Source organism: Mycolicibacterium obuense (assembly GCF_055397605.1).
Genome location: NZ_AP043663.1, coordinates 77,370 through 100,400 on the forward strand (window position 1 = coordinate 77,370; position 23,031 = coordinate 100,400).

General features: G+C 69.6%; 21 protein-coding genes and 2 pseudogenes. 13 read left to right on the plus strand and 10 right to left on the minus strand.

What is annotated here, in order from left to right; genetic code table 11:
* Positions 1-35: 35 nt before the first annotated feature.
* Positions 36-1,580, plus strand: coding sequence for an acyl-CoA carboxylase subunit beta (locus ACZ50N_RS00395; protein ID WP_464474306.1), 1,545 nt, complete (start codon positions 36-38; stop codon positions 1,578-1,580).
* 141 nt (positions 1,581-1,721) lie between these two features.
* On the opposite strand, the gene ACZ50N_RS00400 is transcribed toward ACZ50N_RS00395, so the two are convergent.
* A complete protein-coding gene (locus tag ACZ50N_RS00400; protein ID WP_046364638.1) occupies positions 1,722-2,015 on the minus strand; it encodes a WhiB family transcriptional regulator in 294 nt (97 codons plus the stop codon).
* A gap of 313 nt (positions 2,016-2,328) precedes the next feature.
* Here ACZ50N_RS00400 and ACZ50N_RS00405 point away from each other — a divergent pair, with 313 nt between their 5' ends.
* On the plus strand, positions 2,329-3,057 hold the full coding sequence (locus tag ACZ50N_RS00405; protein ID WP_464474307.1) for a transcriptional regulator: 729 nt from the start codon (positions 2,329-2,331) through the stop codon (positions 3,055-3,057).
* Positions 3,058-3,069: 12 nt separating this feature from the next.
* Here ACZ50N_RS00405 and ACZ50N_RS00410 read toward each other — a convergent pair whose 3' ends face one another.
* Positions 3,070-4,215, minus strand: coding sequence for a MinD/ParA family ATP-binding protein (locus tag ACZ50N_RS00410; protein WP_464474308.1), 1,146 nt, complete (start codon positions 4,213-4,215; stop codon positions 3,070-3,072).
* 284 nt (positions 4,216-4,499) lie between these two features.
* On the opposite strand from ACZ50N_RS00410, the gene ACZ50N_RS00415 reads away from it, so the two are divergent.
* The 3 genes and pseudogenes from ACZ50N_RS00415 to ACZ50N_RS00425 form a co-directional block, all read left to right on the plus strand.
* The gene (locus ACZ50N_RS00415) at positions 4,500-5,630 is read left to right on the plus strand and encodes an EspA/EspE family type VII secretion system effector (RefSeq protein WP_464474309.1); all 1,131 of its coding nucleotides are present in this window, start codon (positions 4,500-4,502) and stop codon (positions 5,628-5,630) included.
* A gap of 44 nt (positions 5,631-5,674) precedes the next feature.
* Complete coding sequence (locus tag ACZ50N_RS00420; protein WP_464474310.1) at positions 5,675-5,956, plus strand: type VII secretion target; 282 nt, start codon at positions 5,675-5,677, stop codon at positions 5,954-5,956.
* Positions 5,956-6,315: pseudogene (locus ACZ50N_RS00425) on the plus strand (ESX secretion-associated protein EspG); the annotation flags it as partial. The gene ACZ50N_RS00420 and the pseudogene ACZ50N_RS00425, both read left to right, overlap by 1 nt.
* On the opposite strand, the pseudogene ACZ50N_RS00430 reads toward ACZ50N_RS00425, so the two are convergent.
* The 5 genes and pseudogenes from ACZ50N_RS00430 to ACZ50N_RS00450 all read right to left on the minus strand — a co-directional run.
* Positions 6,298-6,922 (minus strand): annotated as a pseudogene (locus tag ACZ50N_RS00430) (S8 family serine peptidase); the annotation flags it as partial. The pseudogenes ACZ50N_RS00425 and ACZ50N_RS00430 overlap by 18 nt on opposite strands.
* A 182-nt stretch (positions 6,923-7,104) precedes the next feature.
* The gene (locus tag ACZ50N_RS00435) at positions 7,105-7,362 is read right to left on the minus strand and encodes an HPr family phosphocarrier protein (RefSeq protein ID WP_046364643.1); all 258 of its coding nucleotides are present in this window, start codon (positions 7,360-7,362) and stop codon (positions 7,105-7,107) included.
* Between the two features lie 41 nt (positions 7,363-7,403).
* Complete coding sequence (locus ACZ50N_RS00440) at positions 7,404-9,440, minus strand: PTS fructose transporter subunit IIABC (RefSeq protein WP_464474311.1); 2,037 nt, start codon at positions 9,438-9,440, stop codon at positions 7,404-7,406.
* Positions 9,441-9,464: 24 nt separating this feature from the next.
* Complete coding sequence (locus ACZ50N_RS00445; protein WP_048424890.1) at positions 9,465-10,442, minus strand: 1-phosphofructokinase family hexose kinase; 978 nt, start codon at positions 10,440-10,442, stop codon at positions 9,465-9,467.
* Positions 10,439-11,218 (minus strand): DeoR/GlpR family DNA-binding transcription regulator, encoded by a 780-nt coding sequence (locus ACZ50N_RS00450; protein WP_046364645.1) that lies wholly within the window; start codon positions 11,216-11,218, stop codon positions 10,439-10,441. The genes ACZ50N_RS00445 and ACZ50N_RS00450 overlap by 4 nt, the downstream gene beginning before the upstream one ends.
* Positions 11,219-11,260: 42 nt before the next feature.
* Here ACZ50N_RS00450 and ptsP point away from each other — a divergent pair, with 42 nt between their 5' ends.
* Entirely contained in the window at positions 11,261-13,030 is a 1,770-nt protein-coding gene (ptsP, locus tag ACZ50N_RS00455) for a phosphoenolpyruvate--protein phosphotransferase (protein WP_464474312.1), read from the plus strand.
* Positions 13,031-13,072: 42 nt separating this feature from the next.
* Positions 13,073-14,047, plus strand: coding sequence for a pirin family protein (locus tag ACZ50N_RS00460; RefSeq protein ID WP_464474313.1), 975 nt, complete (start codon positions 13,073-13,075; stop codon positions 14,045-14,047).
* On the opposite strand, the gene ACZ50N_RS00465 is transcribed toward ACZ50N_RS00460, so the two are convergent.
* Genes ACZ50N_RS00465 through ACZ50N_RS00475 form a run of 3 tightly spaced genes read right to left on the minus strand, consistent with a single transcriptional unit; the run spans position 14,036 to position 17,263 of the window.
* Complete coding sequence (locus tag ACZ50N_RS00465; RefSeq protein WP_464475739.1) at positions 14,036-16,141, minus strand: FUSC family protein; 2,106 nt, start codon at positions 16,139-16,141, stop codon at positions 14,036-14,038. The genes ACZ50N_RS00460 and ACZ50N_RS00465 overlap by 12 nt on opposite strands.
* A gap of 44 nt (positions 16,142-16,185) precedes the next feature.
* Entirely contained in the window at positions 16,186-16,650 is a 465-nt protein-coding gene (locus tag ACZ50N_RS00470) for a hypothetical protein (RefSeq protein WP_240431116.1), read from the minus strand.
* 49 nt (positions 16,651-16,699) lie between these two features.
* On the minus strand, positions 16,700-17,263 hold the full coding sequence (locus ACZ50N_RS00475) for a TetR/AcrR family transcriptional regulator (protein WP_464474314.1): 564 nt from the start codon (positions 17,261-17,263) through the stop codon (positions 16,700-16,702).
* A gap of 139 nt (positions 17,264-17,402) precedes the next feature.
* On the opposite strand from ACZ50N_RS00475, the gene ACZ50N_RS00480 reads away from it, so the two are divergent.
* The 6 genes from ACZ50N_RS00480 (at position 17,403) to ACZ50N_RS00505 (ending at position 23,025) form a co-directional block, all read left to right on the plus strand.
* Positions 17,403-18,038, plus strand: coding sequence for a TetR/AcrR family transcriptional regulator (locus ACZ50N_RS00480; RefSeq protein ID WP_048425082.1), 636 nt, complete (start codon positions 17,403-17,405; stop codon positions 18,036-18,038).
* A gap of 35 nt (positions 18,039-18,073) precedes the next feature.
* Positions 18,074-19,003, plus strand: a complete 930-nt coding sequence (locus ACZ50N_RS00485; RefSeq protein ID WP_464474315.1) for a class I SAM-dependent methyltransferase — start codon at positions 18,074-18,076, stop codon at positions 19,001-19,003.
* A 71-nt stretch (positions 19,004-19,074) separates the two neighbouring features.
* Entirely contained in the window at positions 19,075-20,484 is a 1,410-nt protein-coding gene (locus tag ACZ50N_RS00490; RefSeq protein ID WP_464474316.1) for an aldehyde dehydrogenase family protein, read from the plus strand.
* Between the two features lie 12 nt (positions 20,485-20,496).
* Positions 20,497-21,360, plus strand: a complete 864-nt coding sequence (locus ACZ50N_RS00495) for an SDR family NAD(P)-dependent oxidoreductase (protein ID WP_046364287.1) — start codon at positions 20,497-20,499, stop codon at positions 21,358-21,360.
* A gap of 7 nt (positions 21,361-21,367) precedes the next feature.
* Positions 21,368-22,330 (plus strand): NADPH:quinone oxidoreductase family protein, encoded by a 963-nt coding sequence (locus ACZ50N_RS00500; protein WP_464474317.1) that lies wholly within the window; start codon positions 21,368-21,370, stop codon positions 22,328-22,330.
* Positions 22,327-23,025 carry a haloacid dehalogenase type II gene (locus tag ACZ50N_RS00505; protein WP_464474318.1) on the plus strand — a complete coding sequence of 233 codons (699 nt, stop codon included), beginning with the start codon at positions 22,327-22,329 and terminating at the stop codon, positions 23,023-23,025. The genes ACZ50N_RS00500 and ACZ50N_RS00505 overlap by 4 nt, the downstream gene beginning before the upstream one ends.
* Positions 23,026-23,031: the final 6 nt, after the last annotated feature.

Here is a 23,031-nt window from a genome sequence, read left to right on the forward strand (position 1 = left end):
GGGTGGTGACCACGGTGTGACGGCCGACGATCTCGATGTCTGACTCCGACGCGGTGCGTCCCGAACTGGCCGAGTTGTTGCGTCGCCGTGCGCTGACACAAGATGCGGCACGCCCCGACGCGGTGGCCCGTCGGCACGACCGAGGGGGCCGCACCGCGCGCGAGAACGTCGCCGATCTCGTCGACCCGGGATCGTTCGTCGAGTACGGACGGTTCGCCATCGCTCCGCAGAGAATGCGCCGTGATCTCGACGATCTGATCACCAGGACCCCGGCCGACGGTCTGATCGGAGGGACAGCGCGGGTCGCGGGCAACCCGTGCGCGGTGCTCTCCTACGACTACACGGTGCTCGCGGGAACCCAAGGCGCGCTGGGCCATCGGAAGAAGGACCGGTTGTTCGAGCTCATCGAGCGGATGCGATTACCGACGGTTCTGTTCGCCGAGGGTGGGGGCGGCAGGCCGGGGGACACCGACTACCCGGTCGTCTCCGCGCTCGACACGCGCGCGTTCGCGCTGTGGGCGCGGCTGTCGGGCATCGTCCCGCGGATCGCCGTGGTGAAGGGCCGCTGCTTCGCGGGCAACGCCGTGCTGGCCGGCATGTCGGACCTGATCGTCGCGACGCGCGATGCGTCCTTGGGGATGGGTGGGCCCGCGATGATCGCCGGCGGCGGACTCGGGGACGTGGCACCCGACGACGTCGGTCCGATGAGTGTGCAGGAACCCAACGGCAACGTCGACGTCGTCGTCGACGACGAAGCGGCCGCAGTCGAGGTGACGAAGAAACTGCTCGCCTACTTCCGGCCCGGCCGCAGCGAGTGGACTGCCGGTGATCAGACAGTGCTACGCACCGCCGTTCCCGAGCGGGAACGCCGCGCCTACGACGTGGCCCCGATCATCGAGACGCTCGCTGACACGGACTCGGTGACGTTTCTCCGGCCGAGGTTCGCGCGTGAGATGGTCACCGCGCTGGCGCGGATCGAGGGCCGCCCGGTGGGGATACTGGCCAACGACACGCGGTTCATGGCCGGCGCGATCACCGCCGCTGCGTCGGACAAGGCCGCCCGATTTCTGCAGCTGTGCAACGGCTTCGGGCTTCCCGTCATCTCGCTGGTCGACTGCCCCGGGTACATGGTGGGACAGGCCGCGGAGGCGGAGTCGCTGGTGCGGCGGGCGTCGCGGATGCTCGTCGCCGGGGCAGCGCTGCAGGTTCCGATGATCGCGGTGGTGCTGCGCCGAGGCTATGGTCTGGGCGCGCAGGCGATGGCCGGCGGAAGTCTGCACGAACCGGTGCTGACGGTCGCGTGGCCGGGGGCGCATCTGGGTCCGATGGGTCTGGAGGGCGCGGTGCGTCTCGGTTTGCGCAAAGAACTCGAGGCGATCGCCGACGAAGCGGAACGGGAGGACCGTGTCCGGGAGGTGACCGCTGTGGCCCAGGAGAATGCCAAAGCGATCAACGCGGCCATGCTGTTCGAGATCGACGACGTGATCGATCCGGCAGAGACGCGATCGGTGATCGCCGCAACGCTCACCGCGGCCGACCTTCCGCACCGCAGTGACGGGCGGTTCGTCGACACGTGGTGAGCGTCTCGGTGGGCGGTACCGGCATGGCGCCTCTCGGCGAGTGGTCGCTCGAAGCGACGAAATCAGATGGAGCCCGGGGCATGTCCGGCACCGCTGAGGATCTCAACGGGCGGGGTGGCCGGACTATTCCCTGACCGATCTTCAGGCGATGTCGGCGTAGTAGACGCGACGCTCGCCGACGGGATGGCCGTTCAGTTCAGCCAGCGACTTGAGCTGGCGCAGCGCGAAGGTGCGCCCGCGGCCCGCCTCGGGTACGTAGATCCCCGCCCACAGCCCCTCTGCTCGCGGTGACTCGCACGCCTCTTTGGCGCACAGCCATCGCCGGGGGCAGGACCGGCAGATCGCCTTGGCCTCGTCATCGGCTGTGGTGGTCCACCGGTCGGGATCCCGGGTGCATTCACCGATCGGGCCTTCGTCCCACGGGGTTGCGGTCATGGGTAGCTCCTTGTGCCTGGGCGGCGCGTCGGCCGCGATGGAAGGAAAGCTAACCGACAAACCGTAGCGTTGCAACAGTTTGTGCTTTGAAACTATCGCGGCGGGGTCTGCTCCCACGCCGTTGTGGCGGTAAACGTCCACGTCAAGGCGTTGATCCAGGAAATTCTGGCGTCACAGAATCGGTGTCGCAATGATGCGGTTGATTGCGCGCAGGAGGTGTAGTTTTACGGAGGAACCGTTGCAGTGCACGCTCCAGCCGTAGCGCTGAGCGCACGCGACATCGCCGCCCGACGACATCGAGGATTGCCGGTACATGACCAACGCGGAGTCGGTCGGCGCGCACGCCGATGCTGCCGACGCCGGAATGGTCCGGGCTGGAGCAGCGGCGGCTGCACGCCGGCGCGAGCTCGACATCAGCCAACGTCGACTGGCCGCCGAGGGCATCATCAACGCCGGCGCGCTGATCGCCTTCGAGAAGGGCCGCAGTTGGCCGCGCGAACGCACGCGCGCCAAGCTCGAAGAGGTGCTCCAATGGCCCCCGGGCACGATCGAGCGACTGCGCACCGGTGCGCCGGAACGCCGTCGAGAGTCCGCCCCTGCGCCGAGTGGAGATGAGACCTCGCTGATCGCCCAGGCTGTTCTCACGGCTCTGGGCACGCTGTCGAGCACCGTCTCGTCGCTCCCGCCGGACGAGGACCCGTCGTTCCCCGTCCGGGTTTCAGCGATGCTCGACGATCTGCGTCAGCTCGAGGCCGTCGCCGCGCGTGCTGCCCGCATCGGACGGGTCACCCCGCCCCTGATCAAGGCGTTGGGCAGGGTGCGCACCCTGTACGACGATCTGATGGTGCGCGCATCCAACGCGCCCGGCGCGGCGCTGGGTCCCCGCCTGTACGCCGCACGCCGCGGGGCCAATCTGACCGTCGCGGAAACCGCGCAGGCCGCAGGGGTTGCCGAGCACGTCGTATCCCAGGCGGAGGCCGGCGAGCAGATTGCGTCCACTGACGCCGCGGCTCTGGAAACGCTGATCGCACAGATCTTCTGAGGTCGGCGAGGCTCAGCGCGGGGGGAAGTGAGCGGCAAGCGCTGCGCAGATCTCGACGAACTTGACCCGGGCTGCGGGGGACATGTCGCCGGTGCCGTCGATGATTCCGCCCGGCCGCAGATTGCCGTCGAAGGGGACTTCCACCACTCGCTGGCCGTGCCCTGAGAACTGTTGCGCGAGAATCGTTCTCGTTCTCTTGCTGGCGTGACCGTCGGAGTCGTTGAGTACCACGATGGTGCGCTGCAGCAGACTGGTCATCCCGTGGGCGGCCAGCCAGTCCAGGGTCTGACCCGCCGCGGCGGCGCCGTCGACCCAGGGGGAGGACACCACGACGAGCGCGTCCAGATCACGCATCGCCTCCTGGGTGACCGGAGCGTCCATCGTCGAGCTGCAGTCGACGACGGCGATCGTGAAGTACCGGTCGAGCCTTGCCACCGCCTCGCGATACAGCGGGGGATCGAGCACGCGGCGCCGTGCCGGGGTCGCTTCGCCGGCGAGCACGAACAACCCCGCGGCGTTGCTGCCGACACGGTTGCGGACGTCGGCGAAGGAGTCGAGGTGCCGATCGGTGGCCAGCTCCCAGAACGAGCCCTGCACGCGGGGATCGACACGGCTGCCCAGCTTCCCGAAGGCGGTGTCGGCGTCGACGGCCACCACACGATCGTCCTGGCGGAGTTCGGCGAACACCGAACCGATGCAGGCCGAGACGGTGGTCTTCCCGACGCCGCCCTTGCCGAGCACTCCGACTTTGAAGTGTCCCCGCAGCGGTGCGCGGATAGCTGCTTCGAGGGCCGCGACATGTCGCTCGGCGGGTGACGGGCCCAGGTTGACGGCGCCGAAGGTGGCTTTGTACAGCACCCGTCGCCACCCCCGCGCCGGGACGCTCTTGCGTGCCGGCACCAGATCGGCGGGACGGATCCGCTCGGCGTACGAACTCGGTTGCATGGGCAGCACCGTCGTGTCGGGGTCGGGCGGACCGGCCGGCCACGAGGGCGGCGGCGGACCCTGCGGCGGCCAGGTGGGCGGCCGCAGTCGCGGCACCGGTCCGGTGGCCCCGTCAGCCGGAGGCTGCGACCCGAACACGGGCGGCTGGGCAGTCGGCGGGGTGTCGTCGGGTCGATCCGGTTCCCTGCGCACCACCTCGTCGCGGTCGGTCACGGCGGGTCTCCTCCTCGATATGGTCCGCGGCTCAGAGTACGGGTCAGCCGCGCGAGCAAAGAAGTGTTCAACCGTCGGCCGCCGGTGCTCTCGAGAGTTGCGATGCGGGTGAGCAGCCCTGTCCGCCGGAGCGGGGTCTGGGTGTGACTCCAGACCCTTGCCAGGGTGTTGTGCCAGGTCGGCCCGGTTCTTCCCGGCCGCCGACGGGTCGACGATGTGGAAAATTAGTGTCCGGGCAGGGGGTGAAGCGCTGGTAGGCTGCCCGGGGGAAGGGGTGGTCGAGCATGGATGTGTCCGATGTTGCCGGTGCACTCGGCAAAGTCGGCGATGGCGCCTGCGGAGCGCTCGGCGCGACCGACGTGCTCGGCGCCGGGCAGCGTGTGATCGCTGAAATGCGCTCGACGACGGGACACGGCCGTCCCGATGCAGGGGAGGCCTTCGCGCACGGCGCGACCGGCTTTCTCGCCGCTGTCCAGAGCATTGCTGACGCCTACCCGCGAGAAGAGTGGGAAGGGTCTGGCGCTCGGTCGTACGCCGCGGCCGCCCGCCGCCTCGCCGGTGCGACCGAGACTCTGGCAGTGCTCGATCGAGACGTGCACACCGTCATCGACCGCGAGGCCAACCAGATCATCCGCCGCCGCGAGACATTGGACGATCAGGCCCTGCAGCTCTCGTCACTGCGCCGCGTCACGGGCTCGCTCGCGACGATCCCCGGTGTCGGGACCGCGATGACGTCGTCCATCGAGTTGGCCGCCGTGGTCGCGGCGGTCGGCGTGTGCGGGACCGAGCTGCACCACCTCGCGGCCGAGACCGCGGACAACGCCCACCTGCTGCGCCGCATCGCGGAGGATTACGCGTCGATCGTCGACGCGACAGAACCGGTCGACGAGGACGCACCCGCCGAAGACCTGCCCCCCGACGATGCGGCAGGCGTTGCGCCCGCCGACAAGCCGACGGGTTCCCATCCCGTCCTCGACGCACCCTCGCCGGCGCCGGTCACGCCGCCTGCGCCGTCGATGTGCCCGGCTCCCGCTCCGACCACCGCCGCCGAGCAGCCACCGATGCAGGGCGACCCGATGTCGGGTCTGACGTCGGCGTTCGGCGCGGTCGGCGGGATGATCGGCGCCGCGGTGGCCCCGTTGGCCGCGGTACTGAGTGGAGTGGTCACGGCCGCCGGTCAGCTCCCGTCGCTCGCCACGCAGGCGTCCGCGCCGCAGATGGATGTACCGAACGCCGAGAAGGACGTCCGCGACACCCAAAAGGACGAACCCGATACAGACCGGGACGATCCGCCCGCCGCGGACGATCCCCAACCCGCCGACCCGGTGCGCGCCGCGGTGCCCGAGCCAGCCGCTTCGCCGGAACGGGCACCCAGTCCACCACCGGCTCCGGCACCCACCCGCCCACCGCAGTGACGACAGCAGGAGACGAATCGGTCATGTCGCACGGACACCTCGCAGTGACGCCCACGCACCTTCGCGACCTCGCAGCCGTCCAGCACCGGGTCGCGACGGAGGTTGTCGCCGCCGGCTGCCGCGCGCTCGACGGTGACGTCCCCGTCCTGGCGTCTCACGGGCCGATCGCATCGGCCACCGTCGCGGCGTTGCGGGCGGTGCAGCAGGCGCGTGCCGACGCGGTCGCAGACATCAGTGCGCAGGCGGGATCGCTGCGTGACCACCTGGTGGGTGCGGCCCACCGCTACGAGGCCACCGACCACGCATCGAGCCGACGGCTGCAGTGATGGCCAGTCCGCTCTTCGGCGACGCCGAGCCCACCCACTACGACGACGTCGTCGGCGTCGAGGTGACCATCGACGGGATGCTCGTCATCGCGGATCTGCTCCACCTGGTGGATTTCCCTCTGGCGCTGGGGATTCGGCCCAACATCCCGTACGAAGACCAGCGTCGCATCGTCGCCGAGCAGGTCACCCGTGACCTCACTGCCCAAGGCATCCTGACCGCCTTCGGCGATCCGCATCCCGAGGTGGCGGCCATGGCGGACGTTCTGAGCCGGCCGGACCGCACGCTCGACTGCCGGTGGTGGCGCCGGGACATCGGCGGACGAATGGTGCGCTTCGTCGTCTGCAGGAAGCGGCCTCGCTGATGTTGATCACCTGTGCGCCGAGGTTGGCCGCATGCACGATCGCGCGGGCCAGACTGCGCAGCGACCCCGCGGTCTGTGTCGCGTTGGGATCGTTGGGGTCGGTCCGCGTGCCGACCGGCTGGAAGCTGTCGGAGGTCTGCCGCAGCGACAGGATGCGGGCGTCGGGAGCGACGCCGACGAAGGCGTCGGTGGGGGCGGGCCGACCGGCGATCACTGCTGCGGTCAGAGTGCCGTGCGCGTCACAGTCGGACATGCCGTTGCCGGCCTGATCGACGAAGTCGCCGCCCGGCTCGGCGGGGACCCGCGGCGACCCGTTGACCCCGGTGTCGATCACAGCAACAGTTATCCCGGCTCCCGTTGCGAACCGCTGCGCGTCGGCCAGCCGCAGGTAGTCGCTGGCCCACGGCCGGTCAGCGAAGTTCGAATTGGGAAAGACTGTGGGCGCAGCACACACCCGGCGCTGCTCCATCGGCTGATCAGGACCGGTCTCATCAGGAGGGATCGCGGCTGGATCGATGATCGGCGGTTCGATGGCCTGTGCGGTGGGCGGTGCCAGCAGAACGACCAGCAGTAGTGCAGCAAACAGAGAAGACAGTCGCCGCACTACTGGTCACCCCCCGCTCCCTGTTCGCTGACCGGCACGGTACGTACCGATGTCAGCAAACATAGCGCCGCCTCGATCGCGGCGCAAAAGGTCACGTCAGAGGTCTGCGGTGCGGGCACATGGGCAAGCCTAAGGTCCCGCGGAGGGAGGTCGTTCCGCTTTCTTTTGGCGCGTGGCGCCCCTTACGCGTCGAGGTCCTTCTGCACCAGTTCGGCGATCGTGTTCACCGCGGCCTCGTCGTCGGAGGCGACGGTGACCTGCGCGCCGTTGCCCGCGCCGAGGGTCATGATCATCAGCGCCGAGCCGGCGTCCACCGGCTCACCGCCGTCGACCGAGAGCGTGACGGGTACACCGGCGTTGACCACGGCCTCGGCGATGATCGCCGCGGGTCGGGCGTGCAGTCCGATGGACGAGCCGACGATGACGGTCTTGGTGGGCATGAACTCTCCTCTTTCGGTGGGTGGTGAGTGGACGGTAATGGTCAGGCGGCGACGAGCTCGCGCTCGGCTTTCGCCGCACTGGGCTTGAGGAACTGCTTGGCCGCGATGACGGCGATCGCGGCCGCGACGGTGCCGGCCAGCAGGGCGATGACGAAGCCCAGCTTGTTGTCGATCGCGAACAGCACGAAGATGCCGCCGTGGGGTGCCCGCGACGTCGCTCCGAACGCCATGGACAGCGCGCCGGTGATGGCGCCGCCGAACATCATCGACGGGATGACCCGCAGCGGGTCGGCCGCGGCGAACGGGATGGCGCCCTCGGAGATGAACGACGCACCGAGAAGCCATGCGGCGCGGCCGTTCTCGCGCTCGGGCTCACTGAACAGCCCGGGCCGGATCGTGGTGGCCAGCGCCATGGCGAGCGGCGGCACCATGCCGGCGGCCATCACGGCGGCCATGATCTGGATCGACGCGGTGGTCGAGGCGGCGAGTCCGGCGGTGGCGAACGCGTAGGCCGCCTTGTTCACCGGGCCGCCGAGGTCGAAGCACATCATCAGGCCGAGGATCACGCCGAGCAGGATCGCCGAGGTGCCGGACATGCTGCTGAGCCAGTTGGTCAGGCCGGTGTTGATCAGGGCCAGCGGACGGCCGACGAGGAAGAACATGATGAGACCGACCACCAGCGACGCGCCGAGTGGTGTGATGACGACCGGCATCAGCCCGCGGAACCATTGCGGCACCTTGATATTGCTGATCCACAGCGCGGCGAACCCGGCGATCACACCGCCGACGATGCCGCCGATGAAACCGCCGCCGACAAAGCCGGCGAGCGCACCCGCGGTGAAGCCGGGCGCGAGGCCGGGCCGGTCGGCGATGGCGAAGGCGATGTAGCCGGCCAAGGCGGGAATGAGGAAGCTGAACGCCAGGCCGCCGAGGCTGAACAGAATCGCGCCCAGGTATTGGGCGAAGCCACCGCTGGGCAGGTTGGTCAGTGAGTTGTTGAGCGCGATGATGTTGCCCAGCGACTGCGTCTCACCCTCGGGCTTGTTCGCGATCTCGTACCCGGCGAACAGGAAGCCCAGCGCGATCAGCAGACCGCCCGCGGCGACGAACGGGATCATGTAGCTCACACCGGTCAGCAGGATCTGCCGAGTACGGGTTCCCCACCCGACGTTGCCGCCGGGTGCGGACCCTGCCGATGCCGTCGCCGCGGACCCCTCAACCCGCGGCGCGTTCGGATCATCCGCTGCGGCAACGGCTTCGGCGACCATCTTGGCCGGCTCGTTGATCGCACGCTTGACCCCGGAGGCAATCACCGGCTTGCCGGCGAAGCGACCGCGATCCTTGACGCCCACGTCGGTGGCGAAGATGACGGCGTCGGCCTTGGCGATCGTCTCCGCGGGCACCGGGGTGCTGCCGGACGACCCCTGCGTCTCGACGACCATCGTGACGCCGGCCTCTTTGGCCGCCGCGGCCAGCGCATCGGCGGCCATGTAGGTGTGGGCGATGCCGGTCGGGCAGGCGGTGATGGCGATCAGCGTCTTGGTGGCCGGCTTCTCAGCGGGCGCAGCGGCGGGAGCAGCGGCAGCCGGAGCGACCGGAGCGGCCGGTGCCGGGTTCACCACCGCGTTGACCAGGCTCACGACCTCGTCGGCCGAGGACGCGTTGCGCAGCGATTCGACGAAGTCCTTGCGCACCAGCGCCCGCGCCAGGCTCGACAGCAGCTTCATGTGCTCCTGGCCGCCGGAATCCGGCGCGGCGATGAGGAACGCCAGATCGGCGGGGCCGTCGGGGGCGCCGAAATCCACTGCGGGACTGAGCCGGGCGAACCCGATGGTGGGGGTGTCGACGTAAGGCGAGCGGCAGTGCGGGATCGCGATGCCGCCCGGCAGGCCGGTGGCCGACTGCTGCTCGCGGGCCATCGCGGCACCGACGAGCCCGTCGGTGTCGTTTGCGCGACCGGCCGCGCCGAGGGCGCCGGCCATCCGCTCGATGACGGCTTGCTTGTCACCGTCGACGGCGACGTCGAGGAGAACCAGATCGGAGGTGATGATCGGCGGTGCAGTGGTGGAGCTGGACATGATGACTACTTTCGTCGTCGAGTGTTACTGGGTGGCGGGAATCGGAGAGATCGGCGCGACGTGTACGGCAGCCAGGTCGATCTCGGCGGGCGAGGGCAGGGTGGTTCCGGGCAGCGCCGCGGCGGCGCTGCCGTAGGCGACGGCCATCTGTAGCCGTTGCGGGGAGACGGCGCCACCGACTTCGGCGCGGATGTAGCCGGCCAGCGAGGAGTCGCCGGCGCCGACGGTGCTGCGCGGCACGATCGGCGGCGGGGTCGCCATCCAGGCGCCGTTGGCGTCGACCAGCACGGCACCTTCTGCGCCCAGCGTGGCGAGCACTGCGCCCACCCCGCGGTCGACGAGTTGGCGTGCGGCGGCCACGACCGGCTCCGGATCACCCTGTGCGACGGCCTCTTCGAGAAGCTCGGGGGAGAGGCCCAGCACGCCGGCCAGTTCCTCGGCGTTGGGCTTGATCAGGTCGGGGGCGCCGCGCTCGAGTGACTCGACGAGGGCGCCCAGGGGCGCGTCAGACGTGTCGACGGCGACTCGGCAGCGGTACGAGGCGAGCATCGCCACGACGTCGCCGTACCAGGACGTCGGCATCCCCGGCGGCAGCGAACCGGACATCACCACCCAGTCGGCGCCGTCGGCGGCGGCCAGCACCGCATCGGTCAGCGCCGTCACCGTCGCCGCGTCGAGCGTCGCGCCCGGTTCGTTGATCTTGGTGGTGGTGCCGTCGGGTTCGGTGATCGTCAGATTCGTCCGCGCGGGCTCGGCAGAGGTCACCACACGGAAGGACACCGCCGCGGCCTGCAGTGCGGTGATCAACGGGTCATTGGTGGCTGCGGGCAGGACGGCGAGGGCGTCGAGGCCGGCGAGCGTCAGCGCCCGGGCGACGTTGACGCCCTTGCCGCCGGCCTGATCGGTCACCGAGGTGACCCGGTGCACCGCACCGCGGGTCAGCGGCGACGGCAGCGACGCCGTGCGGTCGATACTCGGATTCGGGGTGACGGTGACGATCACAGCTGGTCTCCTGCGCAGACGATTTCGATGCCCTGATCGGTCAGCGCGGACCGGTCGGTGGCGCTGATCTCCGGGTCCGTGATGAGGGTGTCGACACTGGTGATGGGTGCGAAGCTGACGAAGTCCTCCCGACCCACCTTGGACGAATCCGCGGCGACGACAACGTAATTGGCGGCCCGCACCATGGCGCGCTTGACGGCGGCCTCGTCGCTGTCGGGAGTGGACAGCCCGTGCCGCACGCTGATGGCGTTGGTGCCGATGAACGCGATGTCCACCCGCAGGGTGTCGAGCACCCGCAGCGTCTGCTCGCCGACGGCGGCCTGGGTGACCCCGCGTACCCGTCCGCCCAGCAGCTGCAGCGACACCGTGGGCATGGTGGCCAGGCGCGCGGCGATCGGCACGGAGTTGGTGACGACGACGAGTTCGCGGTCGGTGGGTAGGTGCGCGGCGATCCGCATGGTGGTGGTGCCCGCGTCGAGGAGCACGGTCGCGCCGCTGAGCGGGAAGAACTCGGCTGCCGCCGCGGCGATCGCATCCTTGTATTCGGAGCGGGTGACGTCGCGCTCGCCGACGCCGGGCTCGACGAGGTGCAGCGCCCGCACCGGCACGGCGCCGCCGTGCACCCGTCGCACGATGCCCGCCTTGTCCAGGACCGCGAGGTCGCGGCGCACCGTCTCGGTGGTGACGTCGTAGGCCGCGGCGAGCTCGGTCACCGAGGCGCGGCCTTTGGCCATCACCAGCGAGGCGATCGCCTGCTGACGCTCTTCGGGGTACATGGAGCTCCGTTTGTGTGGGGATATGTGCGATTCGTTGTTGATATGTTTGGTTTTACTCTTGAACGTGTTGACTTGTCAACGGTTTGTTGTAACCTGGTTCACATGACTGCGACGTCTCTGTCTAGCTCACAGGTCACCGACTCGACCGCATCCGGCACTGTTCTGCACGGGGTCCCCGTCGTGACCGGGGTCGCCTACGCACCGGTGATCCGCCCGGGCACGCTGCCCAAGGTCGACGTCGGCGCCCTGCCCGACATCGCGGAGGCCGACCGGCCCGCCGAGAAGGAACGCTTTGGCGCGGCCGCCGCGACCGTAGCCACCCGACTGCGCGAGCGCGCTGCGCACGCGACCGGGGCGGCGTCAGAAGTCCTCGCCGCGACGGCGACCCTCGCGCAGGACCGCGGCTGGCTCGGCGCCGCCGAGAAACGCATCTCCGACGGCGCGCCCGCAGTCCGCGCGGTGACCGGGGCGATCGACCAGTTCGTCGACATGTTCACCAAGCTGGGTGGCCTGATGGCCGAGCGGGTGACCGACCTGCGCGACATCCGCGACCGGGTGATCGCCGAGCTCGACGGACTGCCCGAACCGGGTGTGCCGCTGCCCGACGAGCCGTCGGTGCTATGCGCCGAGGACCTCGCCCCCGCCGACACGGCCGGGCTCGATCCCTCACTGATCGTCGCGCTCGCCACCACGCTGGGCGGGCCCACCAGCCACACCGCGATCATCGCCCGGCAGTTGGGCATTCCCTGCGTCGTCGCGGTCGCCGGGCTGGACGACGTGCCCGCGGGCGCGACCGTGCTGGTCGACGGCACCCGGGGCACCGTGACCGTGACCCCCGACGAGGCGGAGGCGCTAGCCGCCGTGGACGACGCCGCACGCGTGGCCGCCGCGGCCGCCGGGTGGACGGGACCGGGCGCGACGGCCGACGGCCATCAGGTCGCGGTGCTGGCCAACGTGCAGGACGGTGCTGCTGCCCGCGCCGCACGCGAGACCCCGGCCGAGGGTGTGGGTTTGTTCCGTACCGAACTGTGCTTCCTGAACACCGATGCTGAGCCCACCGTCGACGAGCAGGCGCAGATCTACGGCGAGGTGCTCGAGGCGTTCGCCGGCCACAAGGTGGTGATCCGCACGCTCGACGCCGGCTCGGACAAGCCGCTGAAGTTCGCCGGCCACCCCGACGAGGCCAACCCGGCGCTCGGCGTGCGCGGCATCCGGATCGCCGAGAACAACCCCGGCCTGCTCGCCAACCAGCTCGACGCGATCGCCGCCGCCGCCGAGCGCACCGGCCAGCAGCCCTGGGTGATGGCGCCGATGATCGCGACCGCCTTGGAGGCGCAGAACTTCGCCGAGCAGGTGCGCAGCCGCGGTCTCACCCCCGGCGTCATGATCGAGGTGCCGGCCGCAGCATTGCTGGCCGACCGCATCCTCGAACACGTCGACTTCCTGTCGATCGGCACCAATGACCTCGCGCAGTACACGATGGCCGCCGACCGGATGTCCGCCGATCTGGCCACTCTCACCGACCCGTGGCAGCCCGCCGTCGTGGCCTTGGTGGCGATGGCCGTGCGCGCCGGAGCGGCCGCGGGCAAGCCGGTCGGAGTGTGCGGCGAGGCCGCGGCCGACCCGCTGCTCGCGTGTGTGCTCACCGGCCTGGGCGTGACGTCCCTGTCCGCAGCGGCCGCCGCAGTGCAGGGTGTGGGGGCGAAACTCGCACAGGTGACGCTCGAGCAGTGCCGTGACGCCGCCGACGCCGTGCTGGCCACCGCCAGTGCCGCCGAGGCGCGGGCCGCCGCGCTCGAGGTGCTGGGCTAGGTTCCACGGAATGAATCGGACTACGGTCCGGTTGAGGAGAGCATGCCCGCAATCACAGCCGACACCCTGACTCTGCCCCGGTTGTCCGGGCCGACGCCCGCCGATATCGAACGACCCGTGCGCTCGGTGACCACCGGCCCTCGCGGCTACGAGGGGGAGGGCTTTCCCGTCGTCCGCGCCTTCGCCGGCGTCAACGCCCGCGACCTCGACCCGTTCGTCCACATGGACCAGATGGGGGAGGTGGAGTACCAGCCCGGCGAACCCCGCGGCACCGACTGGCACCCCCACCGCGGCTTCGAGACCGTGACCTACATGATCGACGGCCGCTTCGCCCACCAGGACTCGCACGGGGGCGGCGGCATGATCACCGACGGCGCCACCCAGTGGATGACCGCGGGCTCCGGCATCCTGCACATCGAGACCCCACCGGCCGAACTGGTCGAGAGCGGCGGCCTCTTCCATGGCATCCAGCTGTGGGTGAACCTGCCACGCAGCGACAAGTTCGCAGCCCCCAAGTACCAGTCCATCGAGGGCCCGCAGGTCGGTCTGGTCGCCTCCGAGGACGGCGGTGCGCTGGTCCGCGTGATCGCCGGCGACGTCGGCGGGCACGCCGGCCCCGGAGCCACCCACACCCCGATCACGTTGGCGCACGCCACCGTTCAGCCCGGCGCCCGGCTCGACGTGCCGTGGAACCGCGACTTCAACGCCCTCGTCTACGTGCTCTCCGGCCGCGGGTCCGTCGGTCCCGTCGACCACCCGATCGAACAGGGGCAGCTGGCGGTCCTCGGCCCCGGCGACCGCATCACCGTGTCAGCCGCGCCGACCCAGGAGGCGCATCGCCCCGCGCTGGAGGTGCTGCTGCTCGGCGGCCGCCCGCTGCGGGAACCGGTGTTCCAGTACGGCCCCTTCGTGATGAACTCGAAGTCCGAACTCATCACGGCGGTCGAGGACTTCAACGCCGGCCGGTTCGGGACCATCCCGCCGAACGCGCTGATGCCGCATCGGTCAATCCGCTGACGCGGGGTAGATCAGCTCCAGTTCGCCCAGCAGGGCGGCGACGGTGAGCAACGGGAGCGCCGCCGAGATGCCGAGATCGTTGTCCGCGGCCTTCTCGCGCGTCTCGGCGCGCAGAGCCCGCACGAAGTCGTCGCTGACCGGTGGCGGCGAGCTGGCCGTGCCGCCGATCACTCGATCGCGGATCGCCTCGGCATGCGACTCCACGACCTCGCGCACCGCCGGGTAGGCCGCGAGCGGCGGCGGCGTCGGAATGTCGGCGATCAGATCGGCCGCGGCGCGCAGCCGGATCGCCCGGTGGAACGACCGCACCACCGGCGCCCGGAAATCTGAGTCGCCACCGCCCTCCGAAAGATATTGGCGCACAGCATCATCGATGACTCGAGACGCCGCCAGCGCGCGATGGCTCAGCGTGGCCACCTCGTCGTTGCGTTCCTCGAACGCGCCGCGGGTGATGCGCAGCACGGCCGCCCACAGGTAGCCGGCGAAAATCGCCCGCGCCGAATCGATCGCCCGGGTCACCGACGCCGACGCCCCCCGCGGCCACAGCAAAACCGACACGACGACTCCGACCAGCGCGCCGACGATCACGTCCTCTACCCGGATCAGCCCGACCTGCCACCCCGTGGGCACGATCAGGTTGAAGAAGATCAGCACCATCATCGTGAACGCGGCCTGCGCGGCGGTGAACGAGGCGATCTCGGGAACGTAGGCCGAGCCGAACACCGCGAGCGGCATCAGCACCCACAGCACGACTGGATCCACCCCGACCAGACCGATCAGCAGGGCGCCGAGCAAGAACCCGATCGCCGTCCCCGTCACCGCCCGCCAGACCCGTGTCCCGGTGGACAGAGCGCTGCTGCGCAACACCGACAGTGCCCCCAGCACCACCCAGAAACCGTGCTCGACGGGGAAGATGTGCGTGACAGCCACCGCGATGGCCAACCCGAGGCCCGTCCTGACGCTGTTGCGTACCGCCACCGCGCGATTGGCGAGGAAACCCGAGGTGATCTGCGCAGCCGCCGCGGCTTCCGGGAGCAGCCGGTCCGACGCACCGGTCGGCGGCAGTCGTAGCCCGAGAGCGCGGGCCCACACCGGGCGCGCGTCCGCCGCCGCGGCGGCCGCGATGATGCGCCCCGTCGCGCCGATCGTGGCGGCGATGGTGCGCCGACGCAACAACGCACGGCCCAACTCGACGGCGCAGTCGTCGTCGGAAGCGCTGAGGATCTCGTCGAGGTCCTCCCGCCAGCGACCCCGCGCGGTGGTGCGCAGCACCTCGAGCGCTGCGTCCAACTCCATGCGAGCCACGTCCCTGGCGGGCCGGCGCGAGATCCGCAGCACGGCCGCGGCGCACCGCAGCACATGCACCACCGCTTTCTGGTCGCGCAGCGTCACCCCGGGGTCCTGCCCCACCCGATCGGACACCCACTCGAGGTCGTCGACCACCCGGACCAACGCCCTGCTGCCCGCAGTCAGTCCGACCGGCCGAAAATCGGCCCCCAGGAACGTCTCCCGCAGCCGGTCCATCGCGCGGCGCACATCGCCCGGGCTCGCCGTGCCCTCGATCCGGTCGGCCAGCGTGTGGCACGCCCGCGCGGCGCGCCTCCGCAACTGCCCGTGATGGCGCGGCGGCAGGACGAACAGAGCCGCGGGCACGCAGACGGCCAGGGCGATCGCCCAGCCCGCCAGCCGCTCACCGATCGGCCCGGGCGGCGTGCAGGCCGGCAACACGAACGTCAGCAGCGTGGCCCGCTGCCCGGCCGCGACCGTCTCGCTCAACACCCCCGAGAACGTCACCGCCACACCGAGGGCGAACATCAGCGCCACCGCGGGCCACGGATACGGCGCGATCAGCGTGCCCAGCGTGATCAGCACGAACCCGTTGAGGCCCAGGCCCGCATAGGCCACGGCACGGTTCTGCCGATTGCCCGGGAAATCGGAGAACACCAGCAGTGCGACAGAACCGAACAGCGTGAACAGCGCCGTCTGCGGGTTCCCGCCGCCGATCAGGAAGCTCGTACCCGCGGCGATCGGCACCACCGTCGCCGCCCGCACAGCCCGGCGCAGCGCATCGTTGTCCGGATCGCGCTGATGCATCCGGCGAACGATGCGGGCGCGTACGTCGAGCGTCGGCGCAGTCGTCAATGCGCGAGCACCTTGACGGCGATGACGAGCAGGCCGACCGCGACCAGGGTGGCGACGGTGAGGATTTGCTGCCACCAGGGCAACCGGGTGCGGCGTACCGCCAGCAACGCGATCAACCCGAGCTCGCCGACGAGGATCCATTTCGCGACCCACATGGCGGTGTCGGTGTCGAGAAGCCCGAATCCGGCGGTCGCCAGCGCCGCCAGGGGCAGCGCCGCGGCCTGCAGGATCTGCCCCGACGCCTGCAGGATCCGCCAGCGCTCCATACCGTGCGGCGCCTGCTCGTGCACGGCCAGGTGAGCGACCCAGTCGGCCAACAGGCTGGCCGCCCACAACCCACCCATGGTCACCGCGACATCGAGCATCCGGGCCCAGCCGCTGGTGTCGTCTTCGGTGTAGCGCGTCAGGACCACCAGCGTGGCGAGACACGAGATGGCCCCGTAGAGACGCTCCCGCAGCATCGCCACGACGTGTTCGACGGGCGCCTCCTCGACCTCGCTGCCGGCCGTTTCAGTCACTGTCGGGCACCGACGCGAACCGCCCGGCATCCAAACTCTCGAGCAATTGGGTCACCAGCCACTCCAATCCCTCCGGGTCGCGCGGCAGAAGCGCCTGCTCGTACCCGACGAGCAGGTAGATCGACCACGATGCGAACAGCTCAGCCTGCCGTCTGTGCCCCAATACTTGCAAAGCCGACTCGAACACCGCGTCGAAACGGTGCCGGTCCACCGCGGCCTGAGTGTCGCGCACGAGCGGATCGATCGACCCCCAGACGCGGATCGCCGCCTCCGCGCCGTGCGGCAGCGTCAACCCGCCCTCGATCAACCGGTTCAGCCGGCGCCGCGGATCGGGATCGTCGCCCACCTCTTCGACGCGGACCGTCATCCTGTCCCGCCAGTCCGTGACGAGCTGACGCGTGTACTCCGACCAGCTGGCGAAGTGGTGGTAGAACGACCCGCTGGTGACGCCGAGCCGATTGCACACCGATGCCAGCTTCAGCCCGCCGTACCCGGATTCGGCCAGCACGTCGAACCCCGCCTGAAAAAACAATTCCCGTGACCCCGTTGCCCCCATGTTCAAACTCTAAATCGACTCGCGGGTACATGACCGCCGTGACCCGGAGAATGTGGTCCGTAGTTTGCTCGAATCGGCCCTGCGGGGCTGAAAACGACGGCGTGCCGGTACTGCCGGTGACGTGTGGCACAATTTCGGGGTGCCTTACACGGCGAGTAGAGGCCCAGGTCGTCCCCCCGCGGCGAAGGCCGCCGAGACGCGGGAGCGCATTCTGCTGGCTGCGCGCGAGGTGTTCAGCGAGCTCGGATACGACGCCGCGACGTTCCAGGCGATCGCCGTCCGGGCCGATCTGACCCGACCAGCCATCAATCACTACTTTGCCAGCAAGCGTGTGTTGTGGGGCGAAGTCGTCGAGCAGACCAACGCGACGATCGTCAGCACCGGAGTGTCTCGCGCCCGCGAACGCACCGGCCTGGTCGACCGGCTGGCGGCCTTTCTCGCGGCCACCACGCAGGTCGACACCGAGGATCGCTCCGCGGCGGCGTTCCTGGTCACCTCGGTGTTGGAGACCCAGCGTCATCCCGAGCTGGTCAGCGACGACCACGATCCGCTGAAGAACTCGCGCTCGTTCGTCGCGTGGGCGGTCGGCGACGCGATCGCTCGGGGGGAGCTCAGCTCCGACACCGACGTCGACCACCTGGTCGAGATGCTGGTCGCGGTGCTGTGGGGCATGGGCTTCTACGCGGGATTCGTCGGGGACCGGGCGGCGCTCGGCGCCGTCGTCCACAAGCTCGAGCTCCTGCTCGCCAACAAGCTGTGGCATCTCGGTTCCTAGAACCGGCGTGCAGTCGATAGATAGACTGCCGAAGTATGAGCTCAGCGCGCACTGACGACGACACGTGGGACATCAGCACCAGCGTCGGCAGCACCGCCGTCATGGTCGCCGCCGCCCGGGCGGCGGAGAGCCGCCGCGACGACGCCCTCATCCGAGATCCCTACGCCAAGATCCTGATCGCCGACGCCGGCACCGGGGTGTGGGAGCTGATGCTCGACGACGGATTCCTCGACACGGTGGCCGCATCCGACCCGGAGGTCGCGGCGATGTTCGAGAACATGAACAACTACCAGGCGGTGCGCACCCACTTCTTCGACGCCTTCTTCACCGAGGCCGTCGACGCCGGCATCCGTCAGGTGGTGATCCTGGCCTCCGGCCTCGACTCGCGCGCCTTCCGGCTGCCGTGGCCGAGCGGCACCGCCGTCTACGAACTCGACCAGCCCAAAGTGCTCGACTACAAAGCGAAGACGTTGGCCGCGCACCAGGTCGAGCCGAGCGCCGACCGCCGTGCCGTGCCGATCGATCTGCGGCAGGACTGGCCCGCCGCATTGCGCAGCGCCGGCTTCGATCCCGCCCAGCCCACGGCGTGGTTGGCCGAGGGTCTCCTGATGTATCTGCCGTCCGAGGCGCAGGATCTGCTGTTCGAGCGTGTGACCGAGCTGAGCGCCCCGGGCAGCCGCGTCGCCGCGGAATCCATGGGTGTCCACGCCGACGACCGCCGCGAGCGGATGCGCGAGCGGTTCGCCAAGATCACCGCCCAGTTCGACGTGCAGCCGATGGACATCAGCGAGCTCACCTACGAGGACCCGGACCGGGCCGAGGTCGCCGACTGGCTCGGCGCGCACGGCTGGCGCGCACACGCGATCCCGTCGCAGGACGAGATGCGGCGACTGAACCGATATGTGGAACTCGAGGACAGTGACAACGAGTCGTTCTCGACGTTCACCACCGCAGAGCGACTCTGAGCGGCCTGTTCACCAACTGGATGGTTGGCTACGATTCGGGGTACTCGCCGGTCAGACCAAGGAGACCCTTCATGACCACCGATTCCGCCGTGCCCGTCGACCTGGGCGCCGACACCCCCGACATCGCGGCCACCGTCCGCCGGCTCCGCGACACCTTCGCCTCCGGCCGCACCCGCAGCGTCGAATGGCGCAAACAGCAGCTGCAAGCGCTCGAACGGTTGATGACCGAGAACGAAGCGGCGATCGCCGACGCGTTGGCCAAAGACCTGGACCGCAAGCCGTTCGAGGCGTGGCTGGCCGACGTTGCCAGCACCGCCGGTGAGGCTGCGTCGGCCGCCAAGAGCGTCGGTAAGTGGATGAAGCGTCGCTACCGGATGCTGGAGTTCTCCCAGCTGCCCGGCCGCGGCTGGGTCGAGTACGAGCCGTACGGCACCGTGCTGATCATCGGCGCATGGAACTTCCCGTTCGCGCTGACACTGGGCCCCGCCGTCGGCGCCATCGCGGCCGGCAACACGGTGGTGCTCAAGCCGTCGGAGATCGCACCGGCGTCGTCGGCGCTGATGGCCGAGCTGGTGCCGCGATACCTCGACAACGACGCGATCGCGGTCATCGAGGGCGACGGTGTGGTCAGCCAGGAGCTCATCGAGCAGGGCTTCGATTACCTGCTGTTCACCGGCGGCACCGAGATCGGCCGCAAGGTGTACGAGAGCGCGGCCGCGCACCTGACCCCGGTGACGCTCGAACTCGGCGGCAAGAGCCCGGTGATCGTGTCGGCCGACGCCGACATCGACGTCGCCGCCAAGCGCATCGCCTGGACCAAGCTGATCAACTCCGGGCAGATCTGCATCGCACCGGACTACGTGCTCGCCGAGGCGTCCATCCGCGACCAGCTGGTCGACAAACTGCGCGCGGCCGTCGACGAGTTCGAGGCCGGTAACCCCGGCGGCAAGCGCATCGTCAACGAGCGCCACTTCAACCGGCTGGTCAACGCACTGGCGGCCACCAAGGGCACCGTGGCGGTGGGCGGCGGCTCGAGTGCCGCCGACATCAGGATCCAGCCGACGGTCGTCGTCGATCCCGACCCCGCCGAGCCGCTGATGACCGACGAGATCTTCGGTCCGATCCTGCCCGTGGTCACCGTCAGATCCCTGGACGAGGCAATCACTTTCGTCAATGCGCGGCCCAAGCCGCTGGCGGCGTATCTGTTCACCAAGACCAAAGCCGTGCGGGAGCGCGTGATCCGTGACGTCGCCGCCGGCGGCATGGTGATCAACCACCTGCTGTTCCACTTCGCCACCCACAAGCTGCCGTTCGGCGGCGTCGGCCCGTCCGGTATGGGCGCCTATCACGGCAAGTACGGGTTCGAGACGTTCAGCCACCGCAAGACGGTGATGACCAAGACGACCCGACCCGACGTCGGCGGCTTCATCTATCCCCCGTATACAGAGAAGGCTTGGAAGCTCGCCCGTCGGTTGTTCTGAAAGGGGATAGACATGCCAGGAGTGCAGGATCGCGTCGTCGTGGTCACCGGCGCCGGAGGCGGTCTCGGCCGCGAATACGCGCTGACGTTGGCCCGCGAAGGCGCCAGCGTGGTCGTCAACGACCTCGGTGGCGCACGCGACGGCACCGGCGCCGGCCACAACATGGCCGACGAGGTCGTCAAGGAGATCACCGACGCCGGTGGGCGCGCGGTCGCCAACTACGACTCCGTCGCCGAGCCCGAGGGTGCGGCCAACATCATCAAGACCGCGGTCGACGAGTTCGGCAAGGTCGACGGCGTGGTCAGCAACGCGGGCATCCTGCGCGACGGCACCTTCCACAAGATGGAGTTCGCGAACTGGGACGCCGTGCTGAAGGTGCACCTGTACGGCGGCTACAACGTCGTCCGGGCCGCGTGGCCGCACTTCCGGGAGAACGGATTCGGCCGCGTCGTCGTCGCGACCTCGACCAGCGGACTGTTCGGCAACTTCGGCCAGGCCAACTACGGCGCTGCCAAGCTCGGCCTCGTCGGCATGATCAACACGCTGGCCCAGGAAGGCGCAAAGTACAACATCAAGACCAATGCGATCGCCCCGATCGCGGCCACCCGGATGACGCAGGACATCCTGCCGCCCGAGGTCTTCGAGAAGCTGACGCCCGAGTACGTCGCCCCGGTGGTGGCCTACCTGTGCACCGAGGAGGTGCCCGACACCGCGTCGGTGTTCATCGTCGGTGGCGGCAAGGTCCAGCGGGTGGCACTGTTCCAGAACAAGGGTGTCACGTTCACCGAGGTGCCGTCGGTCGACGACGTCGCGGGCAAGTGGGGCGAGATCACCGATCTGTCCGCGGCCGAACGCGCGTCGTTCAACCTCGGCTGAGCACTGCATGAAAGCGCTTGTCGCGCAGGAGTTGTCCGGGCCCGCGGGGTTGTCCTACACGGACATGCCAGACCCCGCGGGCAACGGGCAGGTGGTGCTCGACGTACGTGCGGCCGGGGTGTGCTTCCCGGATCTTCTGCTGCTGCGCGGTGAGTACCAGCTGCGGCTGGATCCGCCGTTCGTGCCGGGCATGGAGGTCGCAGGCACGGTGCGGTCCGCGCCGGCGGGTTCGTCTCTGACTGTCGGACAACGGGTCTCGGCCTTCACGATGCTCGGCGGGTACGCCGAGCAGGTGGCCGTCGACCCGGGCAGCGTGGTGCCCACACCGCCCGACGTGGACGACGCGGCCGCGGCGGCCCTGCTGGGCAATTACTACACGATGTATTTCGCGCTGCAGCGTCGCGCGGCGCTGCGCGCCGGGGAAACGGTGCTGGTGCTCGGCTCGGGCGGCGGCGTCGGAACCGCGGCGGTGCAGATCGCGAAAGGTCTTGGCGCTCGCGTGGTCGCGATGGTGCACCGTCCGTCGGCGGTGGAGTTCGTCGAATCCCTCGGTGCCGACGTCGTTCTGCCGCTGACCGACGGATGGCTGGATGCGGTCAAGGAGCACACCGGCGGCCGCGGAGTCGACGTCGTGGTGGACCCGATCGGTGGGTCCGCCTTCGACGACGCCGTCCGAGCGCTGGCCACCGAGGGTCGGCTGCTGGTGATCGGTTTCGCGGCCGGCGGCATCCCGACGGTCAAGGTGAACCGGCTGTTGCTGCGCAATGTCAGCGTGGTCGGGGTCGGCTGGGGCGAATTCGTCAGACGCACCCCGAGCGCCCAGGCCGAGGTCGGTGCCGGCTTGGCCGAGCTGGTGGCGCAGGGCCTGAGACCCCCTGAGCCGGTGCGGTTTCCGCTCTCGAACGGGGCGGAGGCGCTGCAGAAGCTGGCCGACGGCGCGATCAACGGGAAGCTGGTTCTCGAAACGTGATTCGCGCGCTGGCGTTCGACGTGTTCGGCACCGTCGTCGACTGGCGCTCCAGCGTGGCCCGTGAACTCGCGGCGTTCGGCGCCCGGCATGGAATCTCCGACGACTGGTCGGCGTTCGCCGACGACTGGCGGGCCGGCTACGTCCCCGCGATGGATCGGGTGCGCCGCGGGGAGCTGCCGTGGACCCGGATCGACGACCTGCATCGCGGGCGCCTCGTGGAGCTGCTCAATGACCGCGGGATCGACGTCGACGACGCGGAGATCGACGACCTGAACCGGACGTGGCATCGGTTGGATCCGTGGCCGGATGCGGTGGCGGGGCTGACGCGGCTCAAGAAGCGATTCGTCATCACCACGCTGTCCAACGGCAACGTGTCTCTGCTGACGAACATGGCCAAATACGCAGGGCTGCCGTGGGACTGCGTGCTGTCGGCGGAGATCTTCCGGCACTACAAGCCCGACCCGGAGACGTATCGCGGCTGTGCCGACATCCTCGACGTGGCGCCGGATGAGCTGATGATGGTGGCTGCGCACCCGTCGGACCTGCAGGCGGCCCGAGGCGCCGGTCTGCGCACGGGCTTCGTGTTCCGGCCTGCCGAGTACGGTCCCGAGCGTTCGCTGCGCAAGCCTGCTGACGACGAATTCGACGTCGTGGCAGATGATTTCGGTGATCTCGCCGAGCAACTCGGAGCTTGAGAGGAT